This is a genomic window from Pontibacter pudoricolor, assembly GCF_010092985.1.
Taxonomy (GTDB): Bacteria; Bacteroidota; Bacteroidia; order Cytophagales; family Hymenobacteraceae; genus Pontibacter; species Pontibacter pudoricolor.
On the sequence record NZ_CP048106.1, the window covers coordinates 4166776 to 4188486 of the forward strand.

The following is a 21711-nucleotide window of genomic DNA, read 5'->3' on the forward strand; positions in this document are numbered from 1 at the left end:
AGAATATACTTATGATACGTAAATTACTGCCTGTAGCGCTCAGCGCTATGCTCCTGGTAACGGGGTGTAAAAGCACAGAAACTATGACGGCACAACAAAATAACCCACCATTCCCGGCTTTTGATACCGAAGGACACCGTGGCGCTCGCGGCCTGATGCCGGAAAATTCTATTCCGGCGATGATGAAGGCGCTGGAGCTGGGCGTAACCACCCTGGAAATGGATACCCACGTTACCAAAGACGGTAAAGTTGTTGTCACCCACGACCCACACATTAACCACCTGTACGCCCGCACACCCGATGGCAAGGATTTTACAAAAGCGGAAAGCAAAAACTACGCGATCTACCAGCTGGATTATGAGCAGGTGCGCCGGTTTGATCTGGGTACCAAATTCTATGACACGTATCCGCAGCAGGAGAAAGTAAAGACCTATATTCCGTTACTGGCAGAGCTGATAGACTCGGTTCAAAATCATATTAAGGCCAATAACCTGCCACAGGTATTTTATAACATCGAAACCAAATCGGTAGCTGAGGGCGATAACAAGATACACCCGGAGCCTGCCGAGTTTGTGAAGAAGCTGGTAGAGGTACTGGAAGAGAAAAAGATTACGCCCTGGGTTATAGTTCAGTCCTTCGACCCGAGAACGTTGCAGGTGCTGCATCAGCAATATCCGCATATCAAGGCATCGCTGCTGGTAAGCAACAAGGATAGTTTTGAAGAGAACATTGCCCGTTTAGGTTTCACGCCGGAAGTGTACAGCCCCAGCTATAAACTGGTAACCCCTGAACTGTTAGCAAAAGCGCACGCTAAAAACATTAAGGTAATTCCCTGGACGGTGAATACTGTTGAAGACATTACCCGCCTGAAAGCGATGGGAGTGGATGGGATTATTTCCGATTACCCGAACCTGTTTAAGGAAGTGAAATAGTGTATGGTGCGAGCGTCTTCGCTCGTGACTAACTATAGTTGGGCCTCCGGACCAATCGGATCGCAAATCCGATATTATAGAAAGGCACGTGTTACAGATTCGCATCAGCACAAGCCTGAGACTTCCTGTCATCCTGAAAGGAACTTGGTGTAAGTGTGGTTAAGCCTTCACTATAAGCCCACAAGATCCTTTCAGGATAACAGAAAACGAGGGGGAAAGCCCTTGGAATGGGACAGAGGGGACCAATTATATCAGTTAAATAATATCCGGCATCTAAGTACAGCTTTTCACAAAACTATACATTCAAACTATAAAACGATAGTACCTAACTATACCATGAAGCTTACAACCAAACTATTCTTTTTTACACTTTCCATTCTCAGCGTGCTTGCCACAGGTGCCAACGCCCAGGAAAATTCTGAGGCTGAACAAGTGACGGGGGTAATGCAGGAAGAAGGCACAAAGCCTGTGGTTGCAAAATACGACAGCACCTATCGCCCGGCTACGTACCAGGTGCAGGTTGATTATTTCCGGAAGTATAAAAACTCGAAAAAGGATATCATCTTTTTAGGCAACAGCCTGACGGCACACATAGACTGGAGCGAACTGCTGGATAATAAAAATGTGCGTAACCGCGGCATTTCCAGCGACATTACATTTGGTGTATTGGAGCGCCTGGACGAAGTAATTGAAGGAAAACCTGCCAAAGTGTTTTTGTTAATAGGGATAAATGATATTTCGCGCAACGTGCCGGAAGACGTGATACTGGCCAACTATAGAAAGATCGTGCGCAGGATAAAAACAGGCTCTCCTAAAACAAAGATTTATGTGCAGACGCTGCTGCCAACCAACAACAGTTTCGACAAGTTTAAGAAGCATTATAACAAAGAAGCAAAAACTGCGACCGTAAACAACGGCATAAAGCAAATTGCTGCCGAAGAGAAAGTAACGCTGATAGACCTGCATCCGAACTTTGCTGACGCAGAAGGAAAATTAAAGCTGCCTTACACTCACGATGGCCTGCACCTGACAATTGAAGGGTACAAGGTTTGGGCCGAAATCCTGAAAAAATACCTTTAAAAAGTAGGACTCCTGGCGCTCACAGCATCAGGAGGTTTTGTGCGCGTATGGGGAACGCGTTCGCCTGGCGGGAGCTTAATGCAACTGTCAGGTTTTTTTATACTATAGTTACCTTTATGCCCATGCCCTCCAGGGTTTTTACGGTATAATCTGAGATGCCGCTATCGGTTATGATCTGGTCAATATCCTCGAAACCGCAGATCTTGCCAAAGCCTCTTTTCCCGAACTTGGTAGAGTCTGCCAGCACGATAGTTTTCTGTGATACTTTGATCATCTGTCGGTTCAGGTGCGCTTCCATTACGTTCGTCGTGCTCAAACCAAAATCCAGGTCAATGCCATCTACCCCCAGAAAAAGTTTGCTGCACGAAAAATCAGCCAGAATACTTTCGGCGTAAGGGCCTGTAACCGACGAAGAACTTTTACGGAGTACACCACCCAGCTGCAATACTTCAATTTCAGGGTGGCGGTTAAGTTCCAGGGCAATGTTAAGGGATGGTGTGATAACCGTTAAATTACTTTTCGGCTGAATGTTGCGTGCCAGCGCCAAAACCGTAGTCCCCGACGCAATCAGTATAGAATCGTTAGGGACCAGCAAGCCGGCAGCTGCTGCGCCAATGCGCATCTTTTCAGTAGCCTGTATCTTCTCCTTTTCGTTAACCGACCTGTCTACAGTATATGGGTTGTTGGCTGTAGCACCACCATGTGTCCGGAATAGCAAGCCCTTGTCTTCCAGAAGTTTAAGGTCTTTACGTATCGTAACTGACGACACACTTAGCTTCTCGCAAAGGTCCAGCACGTTTACTTGTCCTTCCTGTTTCAGGCTGCTTAAAATATGCTGGTGGCGTTCGGCTAAAGTTAACATAGAAGGTAGAGTAGGTTTGTGTCGTAAATATAGGAGTTTAAGAAGATTATTGGAAGGGAAGGAGCGTATGGTTTAGCTTTTCAAACTAAAACTTATAGAAAAACCAATGACCTGCACTCCAGCAATAGGGGTACAGGTCATTGGTCTGATGCAGGGCTGGTCCAGCAGCCAAATTGCAGCTTAGTGCAGCACTTTTACTTTAATTACCTCTGTAAGTCGAATAACCATAGGCAGATAGGGTTATCGGAACGTGGTAATGACTGTTATCCTTTATCTGGAATACGACTTCTATAAAAGGGTAGAAGCTTTCCGTATTACTCTTTTTAAAATAATCGCTGGTAAAATAAGTAAGCTTATAAATGCCTGTGTTTGATTTTTTTGAATTCAGGAAATCAGAGATCCTGCCGTTTTTATCAGTCACTTTTTCATCTACATAGGCCCATTTTTTTGTCTGTTCGTTATATTTCTCTAACCGAATGGTTACTCCAGTTGCAGGCTTGCCTTGCGATACGTCTAAAATATGACTTGAAAGCTGATACGTATTGTCCTGGGCAAAAGTGATTATTGAGAACATTGCAAAAATCACTGTGAAGATTAACTTTTTCATGGTGCTGTTTTAAATTAATTTGTCGTTGTAATACCAATTTCGGTTAGGGCGGCAGATTTAGCTATCGAATCATCGTTTTCAGGGCTTCCTCCGCCGGCCACCCCTATACTTCCAATCAAGTTCCCCTTATACCAGAGCGGCACACCACCACTTAGTAATAGTAATTCCGGGAGTGTGTTCAGGTTCTTTGTATCCGGGTTTGCTTCTGCGTTTCTCAGTAATAAAAGGGTAGCCGTTTTTGTAGATAAGGCAGTATAAGCTTTTCTCCTGGCCGCTTCCGTGTTGTGTGGGCCTACACCATCTCCTCGGGTCAGCAGAATAATGTTGCCGGAGGCATCCAAAACCGCAATACTGACCTTTTTGTTTAAAGATGCGGCTGATTTTGTGGCACGGTTCGCGAGCTCGAAGGCTGCGTCCAGTGTTAAGTTGTAGCTTGGTTTTATGTAAGCGTCAACGGTGGCTTTGGGTATTCTCTCTTCAGGGTTTTGCTGCCCGAAACATGTTGTTGATGCAAGTAGAAGAAATAATAAAACAGATCTCATGGCTTATTTTTGATACAAAATTAACTGCGTTCTGCTCAATGAATCTTGCCCTATGTCAACGTTTTATAACTTCGATTTTATTCTGCTTAAAGTAGATGGGGAAATACCTAAATAAGAAGCGGCTATTTTATTCGACACCCTGACCAGAAGTTGCGGCTGGTTCTGAATTATCCATTTTACTTTCTGCAGCGCATCGAAACCCTGAAATCCATAGATTCTTTTTTGGGCAACTATAAACCCAAGCTCCAAAATCTCAGTGTATATTTTCGCGAACTGAGGCAGTGTAGTCATCAGTTTATAAAAGTCAGATCTTGAGATACAAAGCAATTCGGACTTTTCTATGGTTTGTAAAAATTCTTCGGCGGGTTGCTGATCTATAAAGCTCGGTAAAGCTGTTACAAAATTGCCTTCAAAAGCAAAATACCGGGTAATTTCAGTGCCTTCTTTTGTAGTTGTAAATAACCTGACGCAGCCTTTATTAACAAAATAGTAGTGCCTCGAAACCTGGTCATAGTTTAGGAGGATTTGGTTCCGCTTCGTTTTTATGACCCTAAAGTGAGCATAAACTTCATCAAGTTCCTGGCTGTTAAAATCAGCTTTGCTTTCTAAAAATCTCTTTAAAGTTGTGTACATGTTTTCTTGATTTTTTAAGAGACTTTAAAGTGCTCACTTGCTTTGCACCACGACCAGCATTAGGTTATACTATAAAAATAGGGCGACTAAACAGCACGGTAGTAACAAGCAAAGGGTATAAACTTGTTTTAAACTTATTAACTTCTGAGCAACAATTTTCGGCTTTGCAATATCCGCTATGTAATTCCCCCATTTTTCCGACCTTTGTACCGGACTATAGCTACAGAAACAATGCAACGCCCAGTTAAGCTTGTAATTTTTGCCGGTATCGTGCTGGTACTTTTATACTTTATAAACGAGACCTTCCTGAGTGAAGAAAACTATACCAAACCACTTTTAAAGGAGCGCGAAGACAAAGACCTGTCGTTCAGGAGCCGTACGAATAGCCCGTTTACTGAAGAAGACCGCCGGGATTTTAAAAACCTGGTATACTACGAGCCCAATGTGGCTTACCGGGTTACTGCCAGATTAGAAGACCTGCCAAAACAGGACACGCTGCTGATGCCATTAACTAACGGTAGTTATGAACCCTACCTGCGCTACGCCATCGCAAATTTCGAATTAGAGGGTCAACCCCAGCGCCTGACTTTGTATAAAAAACTGGCGAAAGAAGAAAAAGACCAATGGTTTGTTCCCTTCACAGATAAAACCAACGGCTTCGAAACCTACGGTGGTGGTCGTTACTTAGATATACCTTATAAAGAAGACGCCAAAACGGTAGTGCTTGATTTTAACCGCGCTTATACTCCGTTCTGTGCCTTCAACCCTGAATACGTTTGCCCGGTGCCACCTAAAGACAATCGCCTGACCGTTTCCATACCGGCAGGAGAAAAGACCTACGAGAAGAAGGAGTAATTACCTCATCCCAGCCCTCTCCTTTTGAAGAGGGCCCCTACCCCCAAAACAGGAGAGGGAGTTCATCCTATAATCTGTTCATTTATGCTGGCGCGCGCGTCCTCTCTCGTGACTTACAATGATGTTGAGTCCCCTGACTCAACTGGCCCGGTAGGGACAGGGATTGTCTGAACCGGGATTAAGTGAGATTTAGGTGATTTTTGGGATAAAGGCTACTGCTATAGTTGAGGTTATCGTTTTATAGTTGGCGTTTCACCCCTTCCCAGCCTTCCCCTTTTATCGAGAGTCCCTACCCCCAGAACAGGGGAAGGAGCTTTTCAGCCTTTGCTATAGTTTAGTTATAGTTCTATAGTTGCAGTTGCAGTTTCAACCCACCCCTACCCCTCCCAAGAGGGGAATTTTCTGTTGTGGCTATAGTTGAGAGTTGTAGTTCTATAGTTTCCGTTTGTCACACCCCTGCCCCCTTCAAAGGGGGACTTTTCTGCTACTGCTTTTTCAACTTGTCATTTCGACGAAAGGAGAAATCTGAGGTTGCTATTTTTCCAGCCTGTCGAGCGGACAGGTTGCGACCTGTCCCTACGGAAATACCACCACGATAAAGCGATGCAACTATAACTTCTCAAACTATGGCAACTATAGCTATCGAACTGATCTCAGTCTTTGGGTTGAGCGCCTTTGATTTGTTGCGGTGCCGCCAGGCAACCCGAGGGACGAGGGTAGCAAGAAAGCAGCAGCGCGATGCCCGAAGACGGGGCCTCCCGGCCGTGAGGGCACCAAAGCTGGATTGAAACTATAGGTAAGTAAAGCTCCCAGGATTAGAAGTGACTATGAAGGAAAAGGCTTAGTTCAAGGAGTAGAGAATCAAACTATATCATTCAGATTTCTCACGTTGTTCGAAATGACAAAAGCAGAACTATAGCACAATTAAGATCCCTCACAGCTGCACTGGCTCTCTTCGACTCGCGTCTCAAGAATGTTCGAAATGACAAGATAGAAACTATAAAACCCTACAATTTCACATCACTTGCAGCAGGAAACAGAATTATGTTTAATTTTGAAGTTAACTGGCTCAAACAACGTGGGCTAAACTTTAAAAGAATAAAAATTACGACATGCTGATCTCACTCGACTGGTTAAAACAGCTGATTCATATAGATAAGAACGCGGAAGAAGTAGGTGCTTTACTGACAGGCGCAGGCCTGGAAGTGGAAGGAATTCACAGGCTGGAGGCTGTAAAAGGTGGTCTGGAGGGCATTGTGATAGGGGAAGTACTTACCTGTGAGCGCCATCCGGATGCTGACAAACTAAGCCTGACGACGGTAGATATCGGAACAGGTGAGCCGAGCCAGATCGTGTGTGGTGCGCCCAACGTAGCTGCCGGCCAGAAAGTGGTAGTAGCCACTGTAAACAGCACACTTTACCCGACAGGTGGCGAACCGTTCAAGATCAAAAAGTCTAAAATACGTGGGGCTGTTTCAGAAGGAATGATCTGTGCGGAAGATGAGATCGGTATTGGTACATCGCATGCCGGCATTATGGTACTGGATACCGACCTGCCAAACGGAACACCTGCTGCGGAATATTTCGGACTGAACCCGGATGAAGTGTTTGAAATTGGTTTAACACCAAACCGTGCCGACGCAGCATCGCATTACGGTGTAGCCCGCGACCTGCAGGCTTTGCTTAAAACGCCTGCTACCTTGCCTGATGTTTCGGCTTTTAAAGTTGAAAATACCAATAGAACTATAGCTGTAGAAGTTGAGAACACGGAAGCCTGCCCGCGCTACGCCGGTGTAACGATAACAGGTGTAAAAGTGGGCCCGTCGCCGGAGTGGTTGCAGAAAAAACTGCGTGCTATCGATCTTTCACCTATCAACAACATCGTTGATATTACGAACTATGTGCTACATGAGCTGGGCCAGCCGCTGCACGCATTCGATGCCGACCAAATAAAAGGTGATAAGATTATTGTGAAAACCGTGGCAGAAGGTACGCCTTTCGTGACCCTGGATGATGTGGAGCGCAAAATGAAGGCCAACGACCTGATGATCTGCAACACCGAAGAGCCAATGGCGATTGCCGGCGTGTTTGGCGGTAAGAAATCAGGTGTATCGGAAGCTACTACAACTATATTTATAGAGAGCGCTTACTTTTCGTCGGATTACGTTCGCCGCACAGGTATGGTGCATGGTTTAAAGACCGATGCATCGTTCCGTTTCGAGCGTGGCACAGACCCGAATATGGTAATTACTGCCCTGAAACGCGCGGCTTTACTGATGCAGGAAATTGCCGGTGGCGTTATCTCCTCTGATATTGTAGATGTTTATCCAAACCCAATTCAGAACACCGAGCTTAGCCTGAGTATCGAGCGTGCGCACCAACTTATTGGGCAGCACATCGGTACAGAGCGCATCAAAACGATACTTACAGATCTGGGCATCCAAGTTAAAGGTGAATCTGAAACGCACCTGGAGCTGTCTGTCCCGCCATTTAAAGTGGATGTGAAGCGCGAAGCCGATGTGGTGGAAGAGATTCTGCGCATTTACGGCTTCAACAACATTGAGGTGAGCGAGCACATGGGCACTACGTACATGGCCAGCTTCTCCAAGCCTTACCCGGAAGATGTGACCGATGGCATCATGGATTACATCGCCGATCAGGGCTTTTATGAGATCATCACTAACTCTATTACTAACTCGAACTACTACAAACCGGCCGGCGATGCGGAAGTAGCAGGCTTGGTGAAGGTGCTGAACTATAATTCCGAAGACCTGGACGTGCTGCGCAAGAGCATGGTGTTTTCGGGGCTGGAAGTGCTGCGCCGCAACATTAACCGCCGCCAGCGCGACCTGAAATTGTTTGAGCTAGGCAAAGTTTACCAGCGACTGGAAGACGGCACAACCAAAGAAAGCCGTCGTTTGGCGCTGTACATGGCCGGCAACCTGTCTGCCGAAAGCTGGAAACAGCCGGGTGCAAAAGTTGCCTTCCATGATTTGGCCGCCATAGTGCAAAACGTACTTCGCAAGCTAAATGCTTCTGATTATGAAACACAGCCATTGCAGCCGAATCCTTATATGAAACAGGGCGTGGCCTATGTGAAAAACGGAACTATAGTTGCCGAGATCGGGCCGATTGATGCAGGTGTAGCGAAGTTTATGGAAGTGAAGGAGCAGGTTTGGTACGCCGAACTGAACTGGGACTACCTGCTGAAGAAGTATAAAGCCAACCTGGTAGGTGAAGAGTTGCCGAAATTCCCGGAAGTGCGACGCGACCTGTCGCTTGTTCTCGATAAGAATGTTACCTTTGACCAGGTGAAGCACATTGCCTTCAGGACGGAGCGTAAGCTGCTGCAGGATGTGAACGTGTTTGATGTGTACGAAGGCGACAAGATTGAGCAGGGAAAGAAGGCTTACGCTATCAGCTTTAGCTTACTTGATAAACAGCAGACATTGACTGATAAAGTAATTGACTCCACGATGACACGTTTGATGCAGCAGTTTGAGAAACAGTTAGGAGCTTTTATCCGGAAATAAGCTATGCCAAAAGACGCGCAACTGCAACAACTCCAGCATATTGAAACCAAGCTGCGGAAACTTTTAGACCGCTACACCGAAGTGCAGCAGCGGTTAAACAGTGCACACGAAGAAATAAAACTCCTGGAAACACAGCTGGAAGAGAAAGATCAGCAAATAAAAAATTTTCAAAATCAGGAGAATATTGTTAAAATTGTAGACACGATAGCAGGAAACCCTGCAAATTCGACTGAGTTAAAGCTCAAGCTAAACGAATATATCAGAGAAATTGATAAGTGTATTGCTTACCTGCGCGACTAAAGTATATGAAATACAGCGCAGAAACCGGTAAGCAGGAAACTATAAAACAACGCAACGGATGAGTGAATTATCGATAAAGATTCGCATCGCAGAACGCGAGTATCCGATGCGGGTAAAGGAAGAAGAAGAAGAAAGGCTCCGTATTGTGGGCAAGTTGCTGAACGAGCGACTAAAGTTCTTTAAAGATCAGTTCGGGATCCAGGATAAGCAGGACTTATTGGCTATGGTTGCTTTTGAAACTATGGTGGAGAAACTGAAACTGGAAGATGAAAAGAACATGCATCTTTCTAAAGTAGGCCAGCAGCTTAATGTGCTGGATGATCTTCTGTCGTCGGCAAAGTAGTTTTTTTGCCGCGCAGCCTTTTACGTGTTAGCTATTTTACCGCTTTAACCCCGTCTTTTTGCAGTTACTGCTAATGTGTTTTAATAAACCTTAAAACATGTTAACATGTCCGATATTCTATTAATCTTAATCACCGCCATTGTGGCGCTCGCTGTGGGCGTGTACATTGGGCGATTGCTGCTGCAAAAGGTATACAAGCAGCAGGAAGTAGCCGCCCGCCAAAAGGCAAAAGCTATTATCCGTGAGGCGGAGATCAACGCCGAAGCCATCAAAAAAGACCGCATGCTGGAAGCTAAGGAGAAATTCCTGAAGCTTAGATCTGAGTTTGAAGAAGAATCAAACAAGAAAAAGAACATTATCATCCAGAACGAGAACAAGGTAAAGCAGCGCGAGCAGCATGTTACCAAGCAGATGGAGGATAACAAGCGCCGCGAGAACGAACTGAACAAAGAGAAAGAAGCCCTTAATCTACAGTTAGAGCACCTGCACAAGCGCAAAGAAGAAGTAGAGAACCAGCACAAAGAAGTTGTAGCGCAACTTGAGAAAATTGCCGGCCTTACTGCATCTGAAGCACGTGAACAGTTAGTGGATGCCCTGAAAAGCGAAGCTACTACACAGGCCTCATCACACATTAAAGACATTGTAGCGCAGGCTAAACTTACCGCTACTAAAGAAGCCAAGAAGATCGTTATTGAAACGATACAGCGCACGGCAGCAGAGCATGCTATCGAAAACTGCGTTTCGGTATTCAACATAGAGAGCGACGATATTAAAGGTAAGATCATTGGTCGTGAAGGACGTAACATACGTGCCCTTGAAGCTGCCACTGGCGTTGAAATTATAGTTGACGATACCCCGGAAGCCATCATTATTTCTGGTTTCGACCCGGTTCGCCGTGAAATTGCCCGTCTGTCACTTCACCGTCTGGTTGCAGATGGTCGTATTCACCCGGCCCGAATTGAAGAGGTAGTTACCAAGACCCGCAAGAATATTGAAGAAGAGATCATAGAGATTGGTGAGCGTACTGCAATTGACCTTGGTATTCATGGGTTACACCCTGAGTTGATCAAAATGGTGGGACGTATGCGCTTCCGTTCGTCTTATGGACAGAACCTGTTACAGCACTCACGCGAAGTAGCAAACCTTTGCGCCACCATGGCAGCTGAGCTTGGCCTGAACGTGAAACATGCCAAACGTGCCGGTTTACTACACGATATTGGTAAAGTAACGCCAGACGAGCCGGAATTGCCACACGCGATCATCGGTATGGAACTTGCCAAGAAATACAAGGAGCATCCGGATATCTGTAACGCCATTGGTGCTCACCACGACGAGATCGAAATGACCGCGATGATCTCTCCACTGATCCAGGCATGTGATGCTATTTCCGGTTCAAGACCGGGCGCCCGCCGCGAGATCATGGAATCGTACATCAAGCGTCTGAAAGACCTGGAAGCAGCAGCTATCTCTTTTGAAGGTGTGAACCAGTGTTATGCCATTCAGGCTGGACGTGAGCTCCGCATTATGGTGGATGCTGATAATGTAACGGACGAAAAAGCAGCCCAGCTGTCGTTTGATATTTCGCAGAAGATCGAAAAGGAAATGCAATATCCTGGTCAGATCAAGATCACGGTTATCCGCGAAATGAGAGCGATCAGTTACGCCAAATAGATTTCATACTTTTAGCCAAAGTAGGCCGCCTGTTGTACCAGTTACAGCAGGCGGTTTTTGGTTTTACCTCCCCCTAGCCCCCTCCTAAAAACAGGAGGGGGTATTAAAGCAAAATATTAGATCATCTACAGTTCTGTAGGGGCAGGTCGCGACCTGTCCGATCCTGGTCTGTAACTATAGAACTATAGCTAAACTATAACTATAGTCGCAATTCCCCTCTTGGGAGGGGCAGGGGTGGGTAAAACAGAAACTATAAAACGATAAAGCAAACTATAGCGACAGCTGTAAAGCTCCTTCCCCTGTTTTGGGGGTAGGGGCCATCTTCAAAAGGAGAGGGTTGGGGAGAGGTAAAAAAGCGCCTGCAGAAACTACAGGCGCTTTCAATTTATAGTTTAGTTGTATTAGTTTCTAGCGTAGGATCTTGCTCAAACCAACCACCACAGCGGCTACACGAATCGCATCGAAAATGCGTGGCTCGGTAGTGCCCAGTTGCATGATAGAAGCTTCGTGTGAAGTGATGCAGCGTTCGCACCCGTTAATCGCTGAAACTGCCAGGCTCATCAGCTCGAAAAACTCTTTGCCAAGCACAGGCTTCATCATAATGTTCATTTTAACACGGGCAGGCTGCTGTTCATACACATCCTTGTTAGCAAAGTGGCGGAAACGGTAAAGTATGTTGTTAGTAGCCAGCAAAGAAGCGCAGGCAATGGCTTCGGCTACTTCGCCCTGGTCGGCACCATTTTCTATAGCTTTCTCTTCAAAAGCTTTGCTTAGCACATCGTTCTCTTCGTTGGCGGCTGCCGAAAGAGCCAGTAAGTAAGCTTCTTTCAGAGTTAAGGTTTCGCCGGCTAAAGCCGATTTCAGGTTCACGCGCAGGTCGCGGAGATAACGCGATTCAGTTTCAGTCAGCTTTTCCAGGGCAGTAAAAGTGCTGTCATCTGATAGACCTAAATCACGCAGCAGGTCTGTTTTAGTTTCTTGTGTTGCAGTTAGCATAGGTTTTTATAGTTAGGGTTGGGAGTAACAGGTGCGGTTGCAGCCCAACTATAGTTGCGCCGCTTCCGCCTCTGTTTCAGTCACACCTCGTTCACTTTTTATTTTAAATTAAGCAGCGATGGTTTCTTCGCCTTTTTTCCAGTTGCATGGGCACAGCTCGTCGGTTTGCAGGGCATCCAGCACACGCAGTACTTCGGCCACGTTACGGCCCACGCTCAGGTCGTTTAAGCTTACCCAACGGATAATGCCCTGTGGGTCCACGATGTAGGTAACACGATACGCTACTTTTTCATTTGCTTCCAAAATACCAAGCTCCTCAGCCAATGATTTAGATGTATCAGCAAGCATCGGGAAGCGCAGTTTGTTCAGGTCTTCGTGGTGCTGGCGCCAGGCCAGGTGTACAAATTCTGAGTCGGTTGAGGCACCAATCAGCTGAGCATCACGGTCACGGAACTCGTCGTAGTTTTTGTTGAATTCAGCTATTTCGGTAGGGCAAACAAACGTAAAGTCTTTTGGCCACCAGAACATCACCATCCACTGGTCGTTGCTTTTGTGGTCTTCACTGGTGATGTCAGCAAACTCTTTTCCTTTTTCTAATGATACCACAGCCTGTTTTGTGAAAGCCGGGAAAGTAGATCCTACAGATAATATTCTGTTTTGTGTCATGATATGTGTATTGTGTAGATTATAAATTGATTTATAGTTTGGATTAGCTCAGGAAAGCGTTCAGCATCCAGAGTGTTTTTTCGTTCTCGTTTATGTCTTCGCTCAGCAGGCTTATAGTTCCTTCATCGCCGGTTTCAGCTGCCAGGCTCATTATCTCGCGCTCCAGGTTAAGGATAGCAGTCAGGTTCTGATGTGTGGTGCTGATGGTGTCTTTGTCGCTGCTCAGGTTGACAGCCTCTTTTATAGTTGACACGCGCAGGTAATCAGAGAAAGTGTGCAGCGGTTGCTGGCCTACCGTTAAAATGCGCTCTGCAATGGCATCAATGCGCGTTAAAGCGGTGTTGTATAGTTCCTCGAACTTGGCATGCAACTGGAAAAAGTTCTCCCCCTTGATGTTCCAGTGGAAACCGCGCAGGTTCTGGTAATACAAATGATAATTGGCCAGTAATTCATTCAGCTTGTCAGCTATCTGTTTCGAGTCTTCTTTGTGCAATCCTATATTCGTTAGCTTCGTCATAGTTCTTATAGTTTGAGTTGTTGTTTCTTCTGATGTGTTACAAAGGTCCTGTTAATAGTCTCATAAATCAAATTGATTGTTTTTATGATTTGATAGTTTTAAACTATAAGGTACCTTTGTAGTCAACTATAGCATGTTTACTATATGTTGGCCCATAAAAACGCACTGAAATATGACCCTTGTACAACTTGAATACCTGATAGCGGTGGATACGTACCGGCATTTTGCTACTGCCGCAGAGAATTGCTTTGTAACTCAGCCAACCCTGAGCATGCAATTGCAGAAGCTGGAAGAAGAATTGGGCGTACAGTTGTTTGACAGGAGCCGGGTGCCGGTACGGCCCACAGAAGTAGGGAAGGAGATAATTGCGCAGGCACGCATCGTACTTGCCGAATCAAAGAAGATACAGGAGATCGTACAGAACCAGAAACAGGAGCTGAGTGGTGAGCTTAGAATTGGCGTAATACCTACACTTGCACCTTACCTGATGCCGCTTTTTATTACAAACTTCCTGGAAAAATATCCGCAGGTAAGAGTGGTGGTGCAGGAACTGCTGACAAATGAAATTGTGGAGAAACTGAACCATGAGCAGCTGGATGTTGGCCTGCTGGTTACGCCTTTGGAAATTAAAACTATAAAAGAACTGCCCCTGTTTTACGAAGCGTTTATGGTGTATGTAAATCCGAAACATGCACTCGCAAAGCAAACCGAAATAGACCCTGCAGAACTGTTACCAGATGACCTGTGGGTTCTGAACGAAGGCCACTGTTTCCGGAGCCAGGTGCTTAATATCTGTAACCGTGGTGGAAAACTTGGAGGATCAGAAGGCGCAAACCTTGACTATAGAAGCGGCTCCCTGGAAACACTGAAACGCATTGTAGAAACGCAGCACGGCCTGACGTTATTACCTGAACTATCAGTTTTGGAAATGCCTGAAGATAAAAAGCGACTGGTACGACCATTTAAAGAACCCAAACCCTTGCGCGAAGTAAGCCTGGTGGTGCATAAAAGTTTCCTGAAAAAGAAGTTAATCGAAGCCCTGCAACAGGAGATTATAGCTTCCATTCCCGCAACTATAGCTAACCGCAAAAAGCAGCAGGTGATAGGAATAAGTTAATGAAGTTAGAAAGTTTGGAAGTTAGAAAGATGTGGGTCTTTACAATATGGTTGTTGGCCAAAACTATAGAACTATACACGAAACTATAGTAGAGGCCAAATAGTCTTCCTTTGAAGGAGCAGGTATTTTTTTATTCTGTAAAATCTTGAATAATGTGCCCTCGCTCGCGTCCCGCGAGCGAGGGCAGAGCAATTGTCCCCTTGAGGGGACTACAGAGGTGTCAAGACGGCAACTATAGAACTATAGCCACTAACTATAGCAGCAACAGAAATTCCTCTCTCGGGAGGGGGAGGGGTGGGTTGAAACTGCAACTATAAAACGATAAAATGAACTATAGCAAAGGTCTTACCTCCCTACTACCAAGATCCTTTCAGGATGACAAAGTGAGAAGTAGGTAAGAAAAAGCTCCCCGCCTTAGACTACCGAGAAGCGATTTCGAAGGTAGCGAGCGTAGCTCTGATTGTTGGGGATGGCTGGACCAGCAGCAACTATAAAACTAAACCTCCAACTATAGCAATAAGACCAATGCAGCAAATCTATTAATCCTGAAAATCCTGATTCAGCTAAACAAGAAAGGCTGCCCTGTTAAGAGCAGCCTTTCTTTATAACTATAAAGTTAAATCTAACTTAAGCTGTGATGCCGGCTTGCTGAAGAGCAGCAACCATCGCTTCACCGATCTCAGCAGGAGACTCCACTACGTGAATGCCATTCTCGCGCATGATCTTCATTTTAGCAGCAGCTGTATCATCGGCGCCGCCAACTATAGCACCCGCATGACCCATTCTGCGACCAGCTGGAGCAGTCTGTCCGGCAATGAAACCAACTACCGGCTTTTTGTTACCGGTTTCGCTGATGTACTGCGCAGCCATAGCCTCGTAGTTACCACCAATCTCACCGATCATCACGATAGCATCCGTCTCAGGATCTTCCATCAGTAACTGAACTGCATCTTTTGTAGGCGTACCAATAATCGGGTCACCACCGATACCGATAGCAGTAGAAACACCTAAGCCGGCCTTCACGATCTGGTCAGCAGCTTCGTAGGTAAGCGTACCAGATTTAGAAACGATACCGATACGGCCTGGCTTGAACACGAAACCTGGCATGATACCAACCTTCGCTTCGCCTGGCGTAATTACACCCGGGCAGTTTGGTCCGATAAGCGTTACATTTTTAGACTTGATGTAGTTTTTAGCAGCTACCATGTCTTTTACAGGAATACCTTCTGTGATACACACGATCACTTTAATACCAGCATCAGCAGCTTCCATAATGGCATCAGCAGCAAAAGCCGGCGGCACGAAAATGATAGATACATCAGCACCTGTTCTTTTTACAGCTTCTTCTACCGTGTTAAAAACCGGCAGGTCTAAGTGGTTGTTGCCACCTTTGCCCGGAGTAACGCCACCAACAACGTTAGTACCGTACTCTATCATCTGCGATGCGTGGAAAGAACCTTCAGAACCTGTGAAGCCCTGCACGATCACTTTCGAATCTTTATTTACTAAAACACTCATGTGTATCTTATTTAGTTGTGTATAACCGTCTAATAATAAGGATGTGCAAAAATAGGCTTTTTTATGGCGCGTACAAAAAATAGTTAAAGCTAATATAAGCCACTTGCTGCAGTTAAACGGAACGAAGCGGAACTGCGTTGACGTTGCAACTATAGTTAGGGCATAGGCCTCCGGGGCGGCCCTGCTGAAAACATAATTTAATTTACTTACCTTTGCACCGAATTCAAAAATACCTCACATGAAGTATCTGAACCATATAACCGAAGCGATCGGTAACACACCTCTTGTAAAACTTAACAGTGTTGCAAAAGAAACAAAGGCTACCATCCTGGCCAAAGTAGAGTACATGAACCCGGGTAACTCTGTAAAGGACCGCATGGCGATCCGGATGATTGAGGATGCCGAAAAAGCTGGCATTCTGAAGCCGGGCGGCACTATTATAGAAGGAACATCCGGCAACACAGGTATGGGCCTTGCCCTGGCCGCTATTGCCAAAGGCTACAAATGTATCTTCACGCTTTCTGATAAGCAAAGTAAAGAGAAAATGGACATTCTGCGTGCGGTAGGCGCCGAGGTTATAGTTTGCCCGACCAACGTAGCACCGGAGCACCCGGACTCTTATTACTCGGTTGCCAAGCGCCTGAACAAGGAAATTCCAAACTCGTTTTACCCGAACCAATACGACAACCTCTCGAACTGGAAAGCGCATTACGAAAGCACCGGCCCTGAGATATGGGAGCAGAGCGAAGGTAAAGTAACCCATTTTATTACAGGTGTAGGTACCGGCGGAACCGTAACAGGTATCTCTAAATACTTAAAAGAGAAAAACCCGGCAGTACAGACGATTGGCATTGATACCTACGGTTCAGTTTTCAAGAAATACAAAGAGACCGGCATTTTCGACGAGAACGAGATCTACGCTTACGCTACCGAAGGTATCGGAGAAGACATTCTGCCAAAGAACGTGGATTTCGACCTGATCGATCAGTTTATAAAAGTAACGGACAAAGACGGTGCTGTTATGACACGCCGACTGGCAAAAGAAGAAGGCCTTTTTGTGGGCTGGTCTTCTGGTACAGCAATTGTGGGTGCCCTGGAATATGCCCGTGAAAATAACCTGACTGAGAATGATGTAGTGGTAGTATTGTTGCCAGACCACGGTACGCGTTACCTTGCCAAGATCTATAACGATGATTGGATGCGTGCCCAGGGGTACATCGACTAACTATAAACTTCACAAAGAAAAGCCCGCGTGCCTTTGCCCGGGCTTTTCTTTTTTGTACCTTTAGTAGAGTAAAAACTGTAGTACCAACCTGCCGGCATGCTATTTTTGCAATTCAAGGATCCCGGTATTAATTTAGCCGTAGTAATTTAGAGCGAACAGCACAGCAGCCTTGGGCGTACTATGGCGGTAAAACCTTATAAGAACATTACCTGTTTACAGTTGCAAAGCAGCATGGCTACTGCTGCAGTAGATGCTTTAATGGCACACATAATTATAGTTAAAAGTTATTAGCCTGAAATTGCTTCTGTTCTGAGCGACTCAATACAACAAATGAAAAAACTCTCTGGCATACTGCTCATTGATGACGATGAGACCACAAACTTTCTGAACCAGCGCCTGCTGGACAGGATGCAGGTGACCGAGCACATTCATACCTTCGTTAACGGGAAACAAGCTTTCGATTATCTTTACAACGTAAGCAACAATAACTACGACCCGAGTAACGCCGGTTACTTTAAGCCTGAACTGATATTCCTGGATATTAACATGCCGGTAATGGATGGTTTCGAACTGCTGGAACTATACAATCGTCTTGATGCCGAATTTAGAAAAGGTATAGTGATGGTGGTGCTGACAACTTCCACGCACCCACAGGATACCGATGCGGTTAATAAATATGCTGCGGAGTATATAACCAAGCCACTGACCGCCGACAAGCTGGATAAACTGATGCGGAAATACTTCCCGAGTAAGCAAACCGACAAAGTATAATTACTCTTATCGTATATATCCTGGTCACGCCCTGTAACTGCAGGGCTTTTTGTTGCTGCTAAAACGAGAACCCTACACCAGCTTCAGACTTTATTGCCAGGTTAAGAAGCACACCAATCCCCGCCAGAAAAAGCCCGATCCCGATAAGCTTTTCCATGTGGCTGATTTTGCCGCGCGTTTGTTTGTACAGGTTACCGCCAAGGGCGCCAAGTGCAAAAGCAGCTATCAGGGGCAGGCAGCGGCTCCAGAGCACATTGCCCAGTAAAAAGTGCGTAATAAAACCTGTAAAACTGGTAATAACAAGTATGAACAGGGAAGTGGATGTGGCGATCTGCGGAGGTATCCTGAAAAGCTTGATCATCATGGGCGTTTGCACAAAACCGCCACCAATGCCAAACAGGCCAGCCATTATGCCGGATGCAAAACCCATTGTAGAAACCACTCCGCCATTTAACCTGTAAGCCAGATGCTTTGCTTTATTCTTACGGATAAATGTTGTTGGTACACGGCGCATACGGTACATCATGCCGCCGTGGCTGGTAGCTCCTTGTTTTGTTGGGATAACCATGGCAAACCCGACGGCAATCACAAAAAGTGCAAAAATAAGCTGCAACTTAAACACCGGCAGAAAAGCAACCATAAACGCGCCCAGCACAGTGCCAACTATAGCCGGGATTTGAATTAAGGTACCAACCAGGTAATCTATCGTTTTATCACGCAGGTTAAATACGGAGGCGATGAACGAAGCCGGAACCAGCGCAGCCATAGTTGACCCGATCGCGATCTCGATGTTATACCCGAAAAAGATGATGAGTATCGGCACCATAAACACCCCGCCACCAAACCCGATAACAGTACCGAATCCGCTGACAAGTATTCCAATAAAGAAGATGAGTAATTCCTCCATGTGCAGCCGTGCGCCGGGCAACGGGTTTAGTTTATGATGCTGTTACAGGTACGAACGAAAACGTATCGCCGTTAAATAAACCTTTGTCGCTGAGCTTCAGCGATGGGATAACCAGCAGGGCCATAAACGAAAGTGTCATGAACGGAGAAGCCAGGTTACTACCCATATCTTTGCTCATCTTATCTATTGTTGAGTACGCTTCGGCAACACTATAGCCATCTTCTGCAGACATAATGCCAGCTACCGGTAACGGCAACAGTTGTTCGTCATCACCATTTACCGCCGATACACCTCCTTTTGCACTGATGATCAGGTTCACAGCCCGCGTAATACTTTCATCATCCACACCAACTGCTATAATGTTATGCGAATCGTGGCCCACCGATGAAGCAATAGCGCCTGACTTCAAACCTATATTTTTGATAAAGGCCACAGCCGGTTCTGCTTCTTCATAACGATTTACTACAGTCATTTTCAGCACATCGTTTGCCACATCCGAAACTATAAACCCGTTCTCTACTTTAGGCGCAACTATGCCTTCTTTGGTTATCAGCTGGCCGTCAAAAGCTTCTATTACTCTGATCTTGTGCGCATCTTCAGCCGGAATCCGGAACTGAGCTATAGTTTTAGGGCTGGTGTTGAAATTATTTATAGTATCGCTTTCAGTGAATGCGATGTTAGACTTTCCATTCTCAGCTACTTTCTCGCCGTTTATATAAGTGGCCAGCACTTTAAAGTTATCCAGATTATCTACAACTATAAAATCAGCCGGGTCGTTTTCGCGGAGCAGGCCTACGTTTAGTTTGTAATGCTCCACAGGATTTATACAAGCCGCCTGCAGCACATGAAAAAGGTTATTCCCCTTTGCCAGCGCGCGTTTTACAAGCAGATTGATGTGGCCTTCTACTAAGTTGTCCGGGTGCTTGTCGTCGGAGCAGAACATGATGTTTTTATAGTGCTCGGGCAACAATGGAATCAGTGCCTCAAAGTTTTTGGCGGCGCTGCCTTCGCGTATCAGTATCTTCATGCCAACAGCCAGTTTGTCCAGGGCTTCTTCGGCGGTAAAGCATTCGTGGTCGGTGGTGATGCCGGCAGAGGCGTATAGTTTGGCTTGTTCGCCCATCAGTCCCGGCGCATGCCCATCTACAGCTTTGCCATATTTTTTAGCCAGTTCAATTTTCTCCATCACAACCGGGTCTCGGTGCAGCACGCCGGGCCAGTTCATCATTTCTGCCAGGTACACGATCTCGTCGCGCTTAAACAATTCTTCTATGTCAGCAGCCGTTATCTCAGCGCCAGCGGTCTCGAAAGGAGTGGCCGGCACGCACGATGGTGCTCCGAAATAAAACTTGAAAGGCGTTTTTTTACCATTCTCGATCATGTATTCCACACCTTTTACGCCCAGCACATTGCCAATCTCATGCGGGTCTGAAATGGTGGCTATAGTTCCGTGCACCACTGCCAGGCGGGCAAACTCGCTGGGTACCAGCATCGAGCTTTCAACGTGCACGTGGGCATCTGTAAAACCGGGTAAAATATAATTTGTAGCTGTGGTGGCTTCACGAACTATTTTAGAAATGCGGCCGTTTTCAACCTGAACTTTACCTTCAAATATTTCTTTGTTGTGTATGTCTATGATGCGTCCGGAAACAGAATAGGCTGCCTGCATGGTATCTGGTATTAGTTTATTAAATTGCCTGTAAATGGGGCTTGAACCCGTAAATTACTTTATATTTGCATTAAAATCAGTCGTTTTGAGAAAGTTAATTTCATATTTGGTGATAGCTTGCGTATTGAGCTCTGGTGCACTGGCCGGGTGTAGCCCCAAATCAGCACAACAGAAAAAAACGGCTAAATACCAGAAAATGAGCAAGCGCGGTAAAGCTCCCTGCCCTTGTGATTCCAATTAATACTTACCCTGTTTTTATGAAGAAAATCGTGATCGCGTTAGATGGCCATTCCTCGTGCGGCAAAAGCACAACGGCCAAGCAGGTGGCAGCCGAGCTGGGTTACGCCTACATTGATACCGGTGCTATGTACCGGGCGGTTACGCTGTATTTCCTTGATCATCATGTGTCGCTTACCAACCCGAAGGAGGTGAGTGATGCCCTGAAAAATATAGACATAACGTTCCATTATAATCCTAAAACCGGGCGCAACGAAACGTACCTCAATGGCCTGAACGTAGAAGACGAGATCCGCAAGATGTACATCTCGAACCAGGTTAGTGAAGTAAGCGTGGTAGCGGAAGTACGCCGTGCCATGGTTGCCCAGCAGCAGAAAATGGGCAAGCGTCGCGGCGTGGTAATGGATGGACGTGATATTGGTACAGCTGTGTTCCCGGATGCGGAAGTGAAGATATTTATGACGGCCGACGTGGACACAAGAGCCAAGCGCAGACAACAGGAACTGCTGGTGAAAAACCAACTGGTAAACCTGACCGAGATAAAAGCAAACCTGGAGAAGCGCGACCTGATCGACTCTACCAGGGCGGAAAGCCCGTTGCGCCGTGCCGAAGATGCTGACCTGCTGGATACCTCGCACATGACGATTGATGAGCAGGTAGAGTTTGTGATGAACAAAGTGGCATCTAAGTTGCTGGAACAAAAGTATAGTGTAGAGCAGGATTAAACAGT

General features: G+C 46.0%; 20 protein-coding genes and 1 pseudogene. 11 read left to right on the plus strand and 10 right to left on the minus strand.

The genetic code is table 11. The features are described 5' to 3' along the window. The first annotated feature begins 11 nt into the window (after window positions 1–11). Together GSQ66_RS17970 and GSQ66_RS17975 are read left to right on the plus strand one after the other, a co-directional pair. The gene (locus tag GSQ66_RS17970; RefSeq protein WP_162428723.1) at window positions 12–932 is read left to right on the plus strand and encodes a glycerophosphodiester phosphodiesterase; all 921 of its coding nucleotides are present in this window, start codon (window positions 12–14) and stop codon (window positions 930–932) included. Window positions 933–1268: 336 nt separating this feature from the next. Beyond that, entirely contained in the window at window positions 1269–2012 is a 744-nt protein-coding gene (locus GSQ66_RS17975; RefSeq protein ID WP_202923374.1) for a GDSL-type esterase/lipase family protein, read from the plus strand. Window positions 2013–2109: 97 nt separating this feature from the next. On the opposite strand, the gene GSQ66_RS17980 is transcribed toward GSQ66_RS17975, so the two are convergent. The 4 genes from GSQ66_RS17980 to GSQ66_RS17995 form a co-directional block, all read right to left on the minus strand. Beyond that, a complete protein-coding gene (locus GSQ66_RS17980; protein WP_162428724.1) occupies window positions 2110–2874 on the minus strand; it encodes a DeoR/GlpR family DNA-binding transcription regulator in 765 nt (254 codons plus the stop codon). Window positions 2875–3073: 199 nt separating this feature from the next. Then, window positions 3074–3448, minus strand: coding sequence for a hydroxyisourate hydrolase (gene uraH / locus GSQ66_RS17985; RefSeq protein ID WP_238395748.1), 375 nt, complete (start codon window positions 3446–3448; stop codon window positions 3074–3076). A gap of 47 nt (window positions 3449–3495) precedes the next feature. Then, window positions 3496–4023: a GlcG/HbpS family heme-binding protein gene (locus tag GSQ66_RS17990; RefSeq protein WP_162428726.1), complete on the minus strand. Its 528-nt coding sequence runs from the start codon at window positions 4021–4023 to the stop codon at window positions 3496–3498. A gap of 63 nt (window positions 4024–4086) precedes the next feature. Continuing rightward, window positions 4087–4656: a Crp/Fnr family transcriptional regulator gene (locus GSQ66_RS17995; protein ID WP_162428727.1), complete on the minus strand. Its 570-nt coding sequence runs from the start codon at window positions 4654–4656 to the stop codon at window positions 4087–4089. A 231-nt stretch (window positions 4657–4887) separates the two neighbouring features. Between GSQ66_RS17995 and GSQ66_RS18000 the strand changes: the two genes are divergently transcribed. The 5 genes from GSQ66_RS18000 (at window position 4888) to rny (ending at window position 11358) form a co-directional block, all read left to right on the plus strand. Continuing rightward, on the plus strand, window positions 4888–5511 hold the full coding sequence (locus GSQ66_RS18000) for a DUF1684 domain-containing protein (protein ID WP_162428728.1): 624 nt from the start codon (window positions 4888–4890) through the stop codon (window positions 5509–5511). A 1112-nt stretch (window positions 5512–6623) separates the two neighbouring features. Further along, window positions 6624–9044, plus strand: coding sequence for a phenylalanine--tRNA ligase subunit beta (gene pheT / locus GSQ66_RS18005; protein ID WP_162428729.1), 2421 nt, complete (start codon window positions 6624–6626; stop codon window positions 9042–9044). Window positions 9045–9047: 3 nt separating this feature from the next. Beyond that, the gene (locus GSQ66_RS18010) at window positions 9048–9344 is read left to right on the plus strand and encodes a hypothetical protein (RefSeq protein ID WP_162428730.1); all 297 of its coding nucleotides are present in this window, start codon (window positions 9048–9050) and stop codon (window positions 9342–9344) included. A gap of 58 nt (window positions 9345–9402) precedes the next feature. Further along, entirely contained in the window at window positions 9403–9687 is a 285-nt protein-coding gene (locus GSQ66_RS18015) for a cell division protein ZapA (RefSeq protein ID WP_162428731.1), read from the plus strand. A gap of 105 nt (window positions 9688–9792) precedes the next feature. Beyond that, complete coding sequence (rny, locus tag GSQ66_RS18020; RefSeq protein ID WP_162428732.1) at window positions 9793–11358, plus strand: ribonuclease Y; 1566 nt, start codon at window positions 9793–9795, stop codon at window positions 11356–11358. Window positions 11359–11766: 408 nt separating this feature from the next. On the opposite strand, the gene GSQ66_RS18025 is transcribed toward rny, so the two are convergent. The 3 genes from GSQ66_RS18025 to GSQ66_RS18035 all read right to left on the minus strand — a co-directional run bounded on the left by GSQ66_RS18025 (window position 11767) and on the right by GSQ66_RS18035 (window position 13537). Continuing rightward, the gene (locus GSQ66_RS18025) at window positions 11767–12354 is read right to left on the minus strand and encodes a carboxymuconolactone decarboxylase family protein (protein ID WP_162428733.1); all 588 of its coding nucleotides are present in this window, start codon (window positions 12352–12354) and stop codon (window positions 11767–11769) included. Between the two features lie 108 nt (window positions 12355–12462). Next, window positions 12463–13020 (minus strand): peroxiredoxin, encoded by a 558-nt coding sequence (locus GSQ66_RS18030; protein WP_162428734.1) that lies wholly within the window; start codon window positions 13018–13020, stop codon window positions 12463–12465. Between the two features lie 43 nt (window positions 13021–13063). Beyond that, on the minus strand, window positions 13064–13537 hold the full coding sequence (locus GSQ66_RS18035) for a Dps family protein (protein ID WP_162428735.1): 474 nt from the start codon (window positions 13535–13537) through the stop codon (window positions 13064–13066). 172 nt (window positions 13538–13709) lie between these two features. Between GSQ66_RS18035 and GSQ66_RS18040 the strand changes: the two genes are divergently transcribed. Beyond that, window positions 13710–14654, plus strand: coding sequence for a hydrogen peroxide-inducible genes activator (locus tag GSQ66_RS18040; protein ID WP_162428736.1), 945 nt, complete (start codon window positions 13710–13712; stop codon window positions 14652–14654). A 627-nt stretch (window positions 14655–15281) separates the two neighbouring features. On the opposite strand, the gene sucD is transcribed toward GSQ66_RS18040, so the two are convergent. Beyond that, window positions 15282–16172: a succinate--CoA ligase subunit alpha gene (gene sucD / locus GSQ66_RS18045; protein WP_162428737.1), complete on the minus strand. Its 891-nt coding sequence runs from the start codon at window positions 16170–16172 to the stop codon at window positions 15282–15284. 238 nt (window positions 16173–16410) lie between these two features. Between sucD and GSQ66_RS18050 the strand changes: the two are divergent. Together GSQ66_RS18050 and GSQ66_RS18055 are read left to right on the plus strand one after the other, a co-directional pair. Next, window positions 16411–17394 (plus strand): annotated as a pseudogene (locus GSQ66_RS18050) (PLP-dependent cysteine synthase family protein); the annotation flags it as partial. 333 nt (window positions 17395–17727) lie between these two features. After that, on the plus strand, window positions 17728–18168 hold the full coding sequence (locus GSQ66_RS18055; RefSeq protein ID WP_162428739.1) for a response regulator: 441 nt from the start codon (window positions 17728–17730) through the stop codon (window positions 18166–18168). 58 nt (window positions 18169–18226) lie between these two features. On the opposite strand, the gene GSQ66_RS18060 is transcribed toward GSQ66_RS18055, so the two are convergent. Together GSQ66_RS18060 and ade are read right to left on the minus strand one after the other, a co-directional pair. Beyond that, window positions 18227–19075 carry a sulfite exporter TauE/SafE family protein gene (locus tag GSQ66_RS18060; protein WP_162428740.1) on the minus strand — a complete coding sequence of 283 codons (849 nt, stop codon included), beginning with the start codon at window positions 19073–19075 and terminating at the stop codon, window positions 18227–18229. A 31-nt stretch (window positions 19076–19106) separates the two neighbouring features. Further along, the gene (ade, locus tag GSQ66_RS18065; RefSeq protein ID WP_162428741.1) at window positions 19107–20744 is read right to left on the minus strand and encodes an adenine deaminase; all 1638 of its coding nucleotides are present in this window, start codon (window positions 20742–20744) and stop codon (window positions 19107–19109) included. Between the two features lie 257 nt (window positions 20745–21001). Between ade and cmk the strand changes: the two genes are divergently transcribed. Then, window positions 21002–21706, plus strand: coding sequence for a (d)CMP kinase (gene cmk, locus GSQ66_RS18070; RefSeq protein WP_162428742.1), 705 nt, complete (start codon window positions 21002–21004; stop codon window positions 21704–21706). Window positions 21707–21711: the final 5 nt, after the last annotated feature.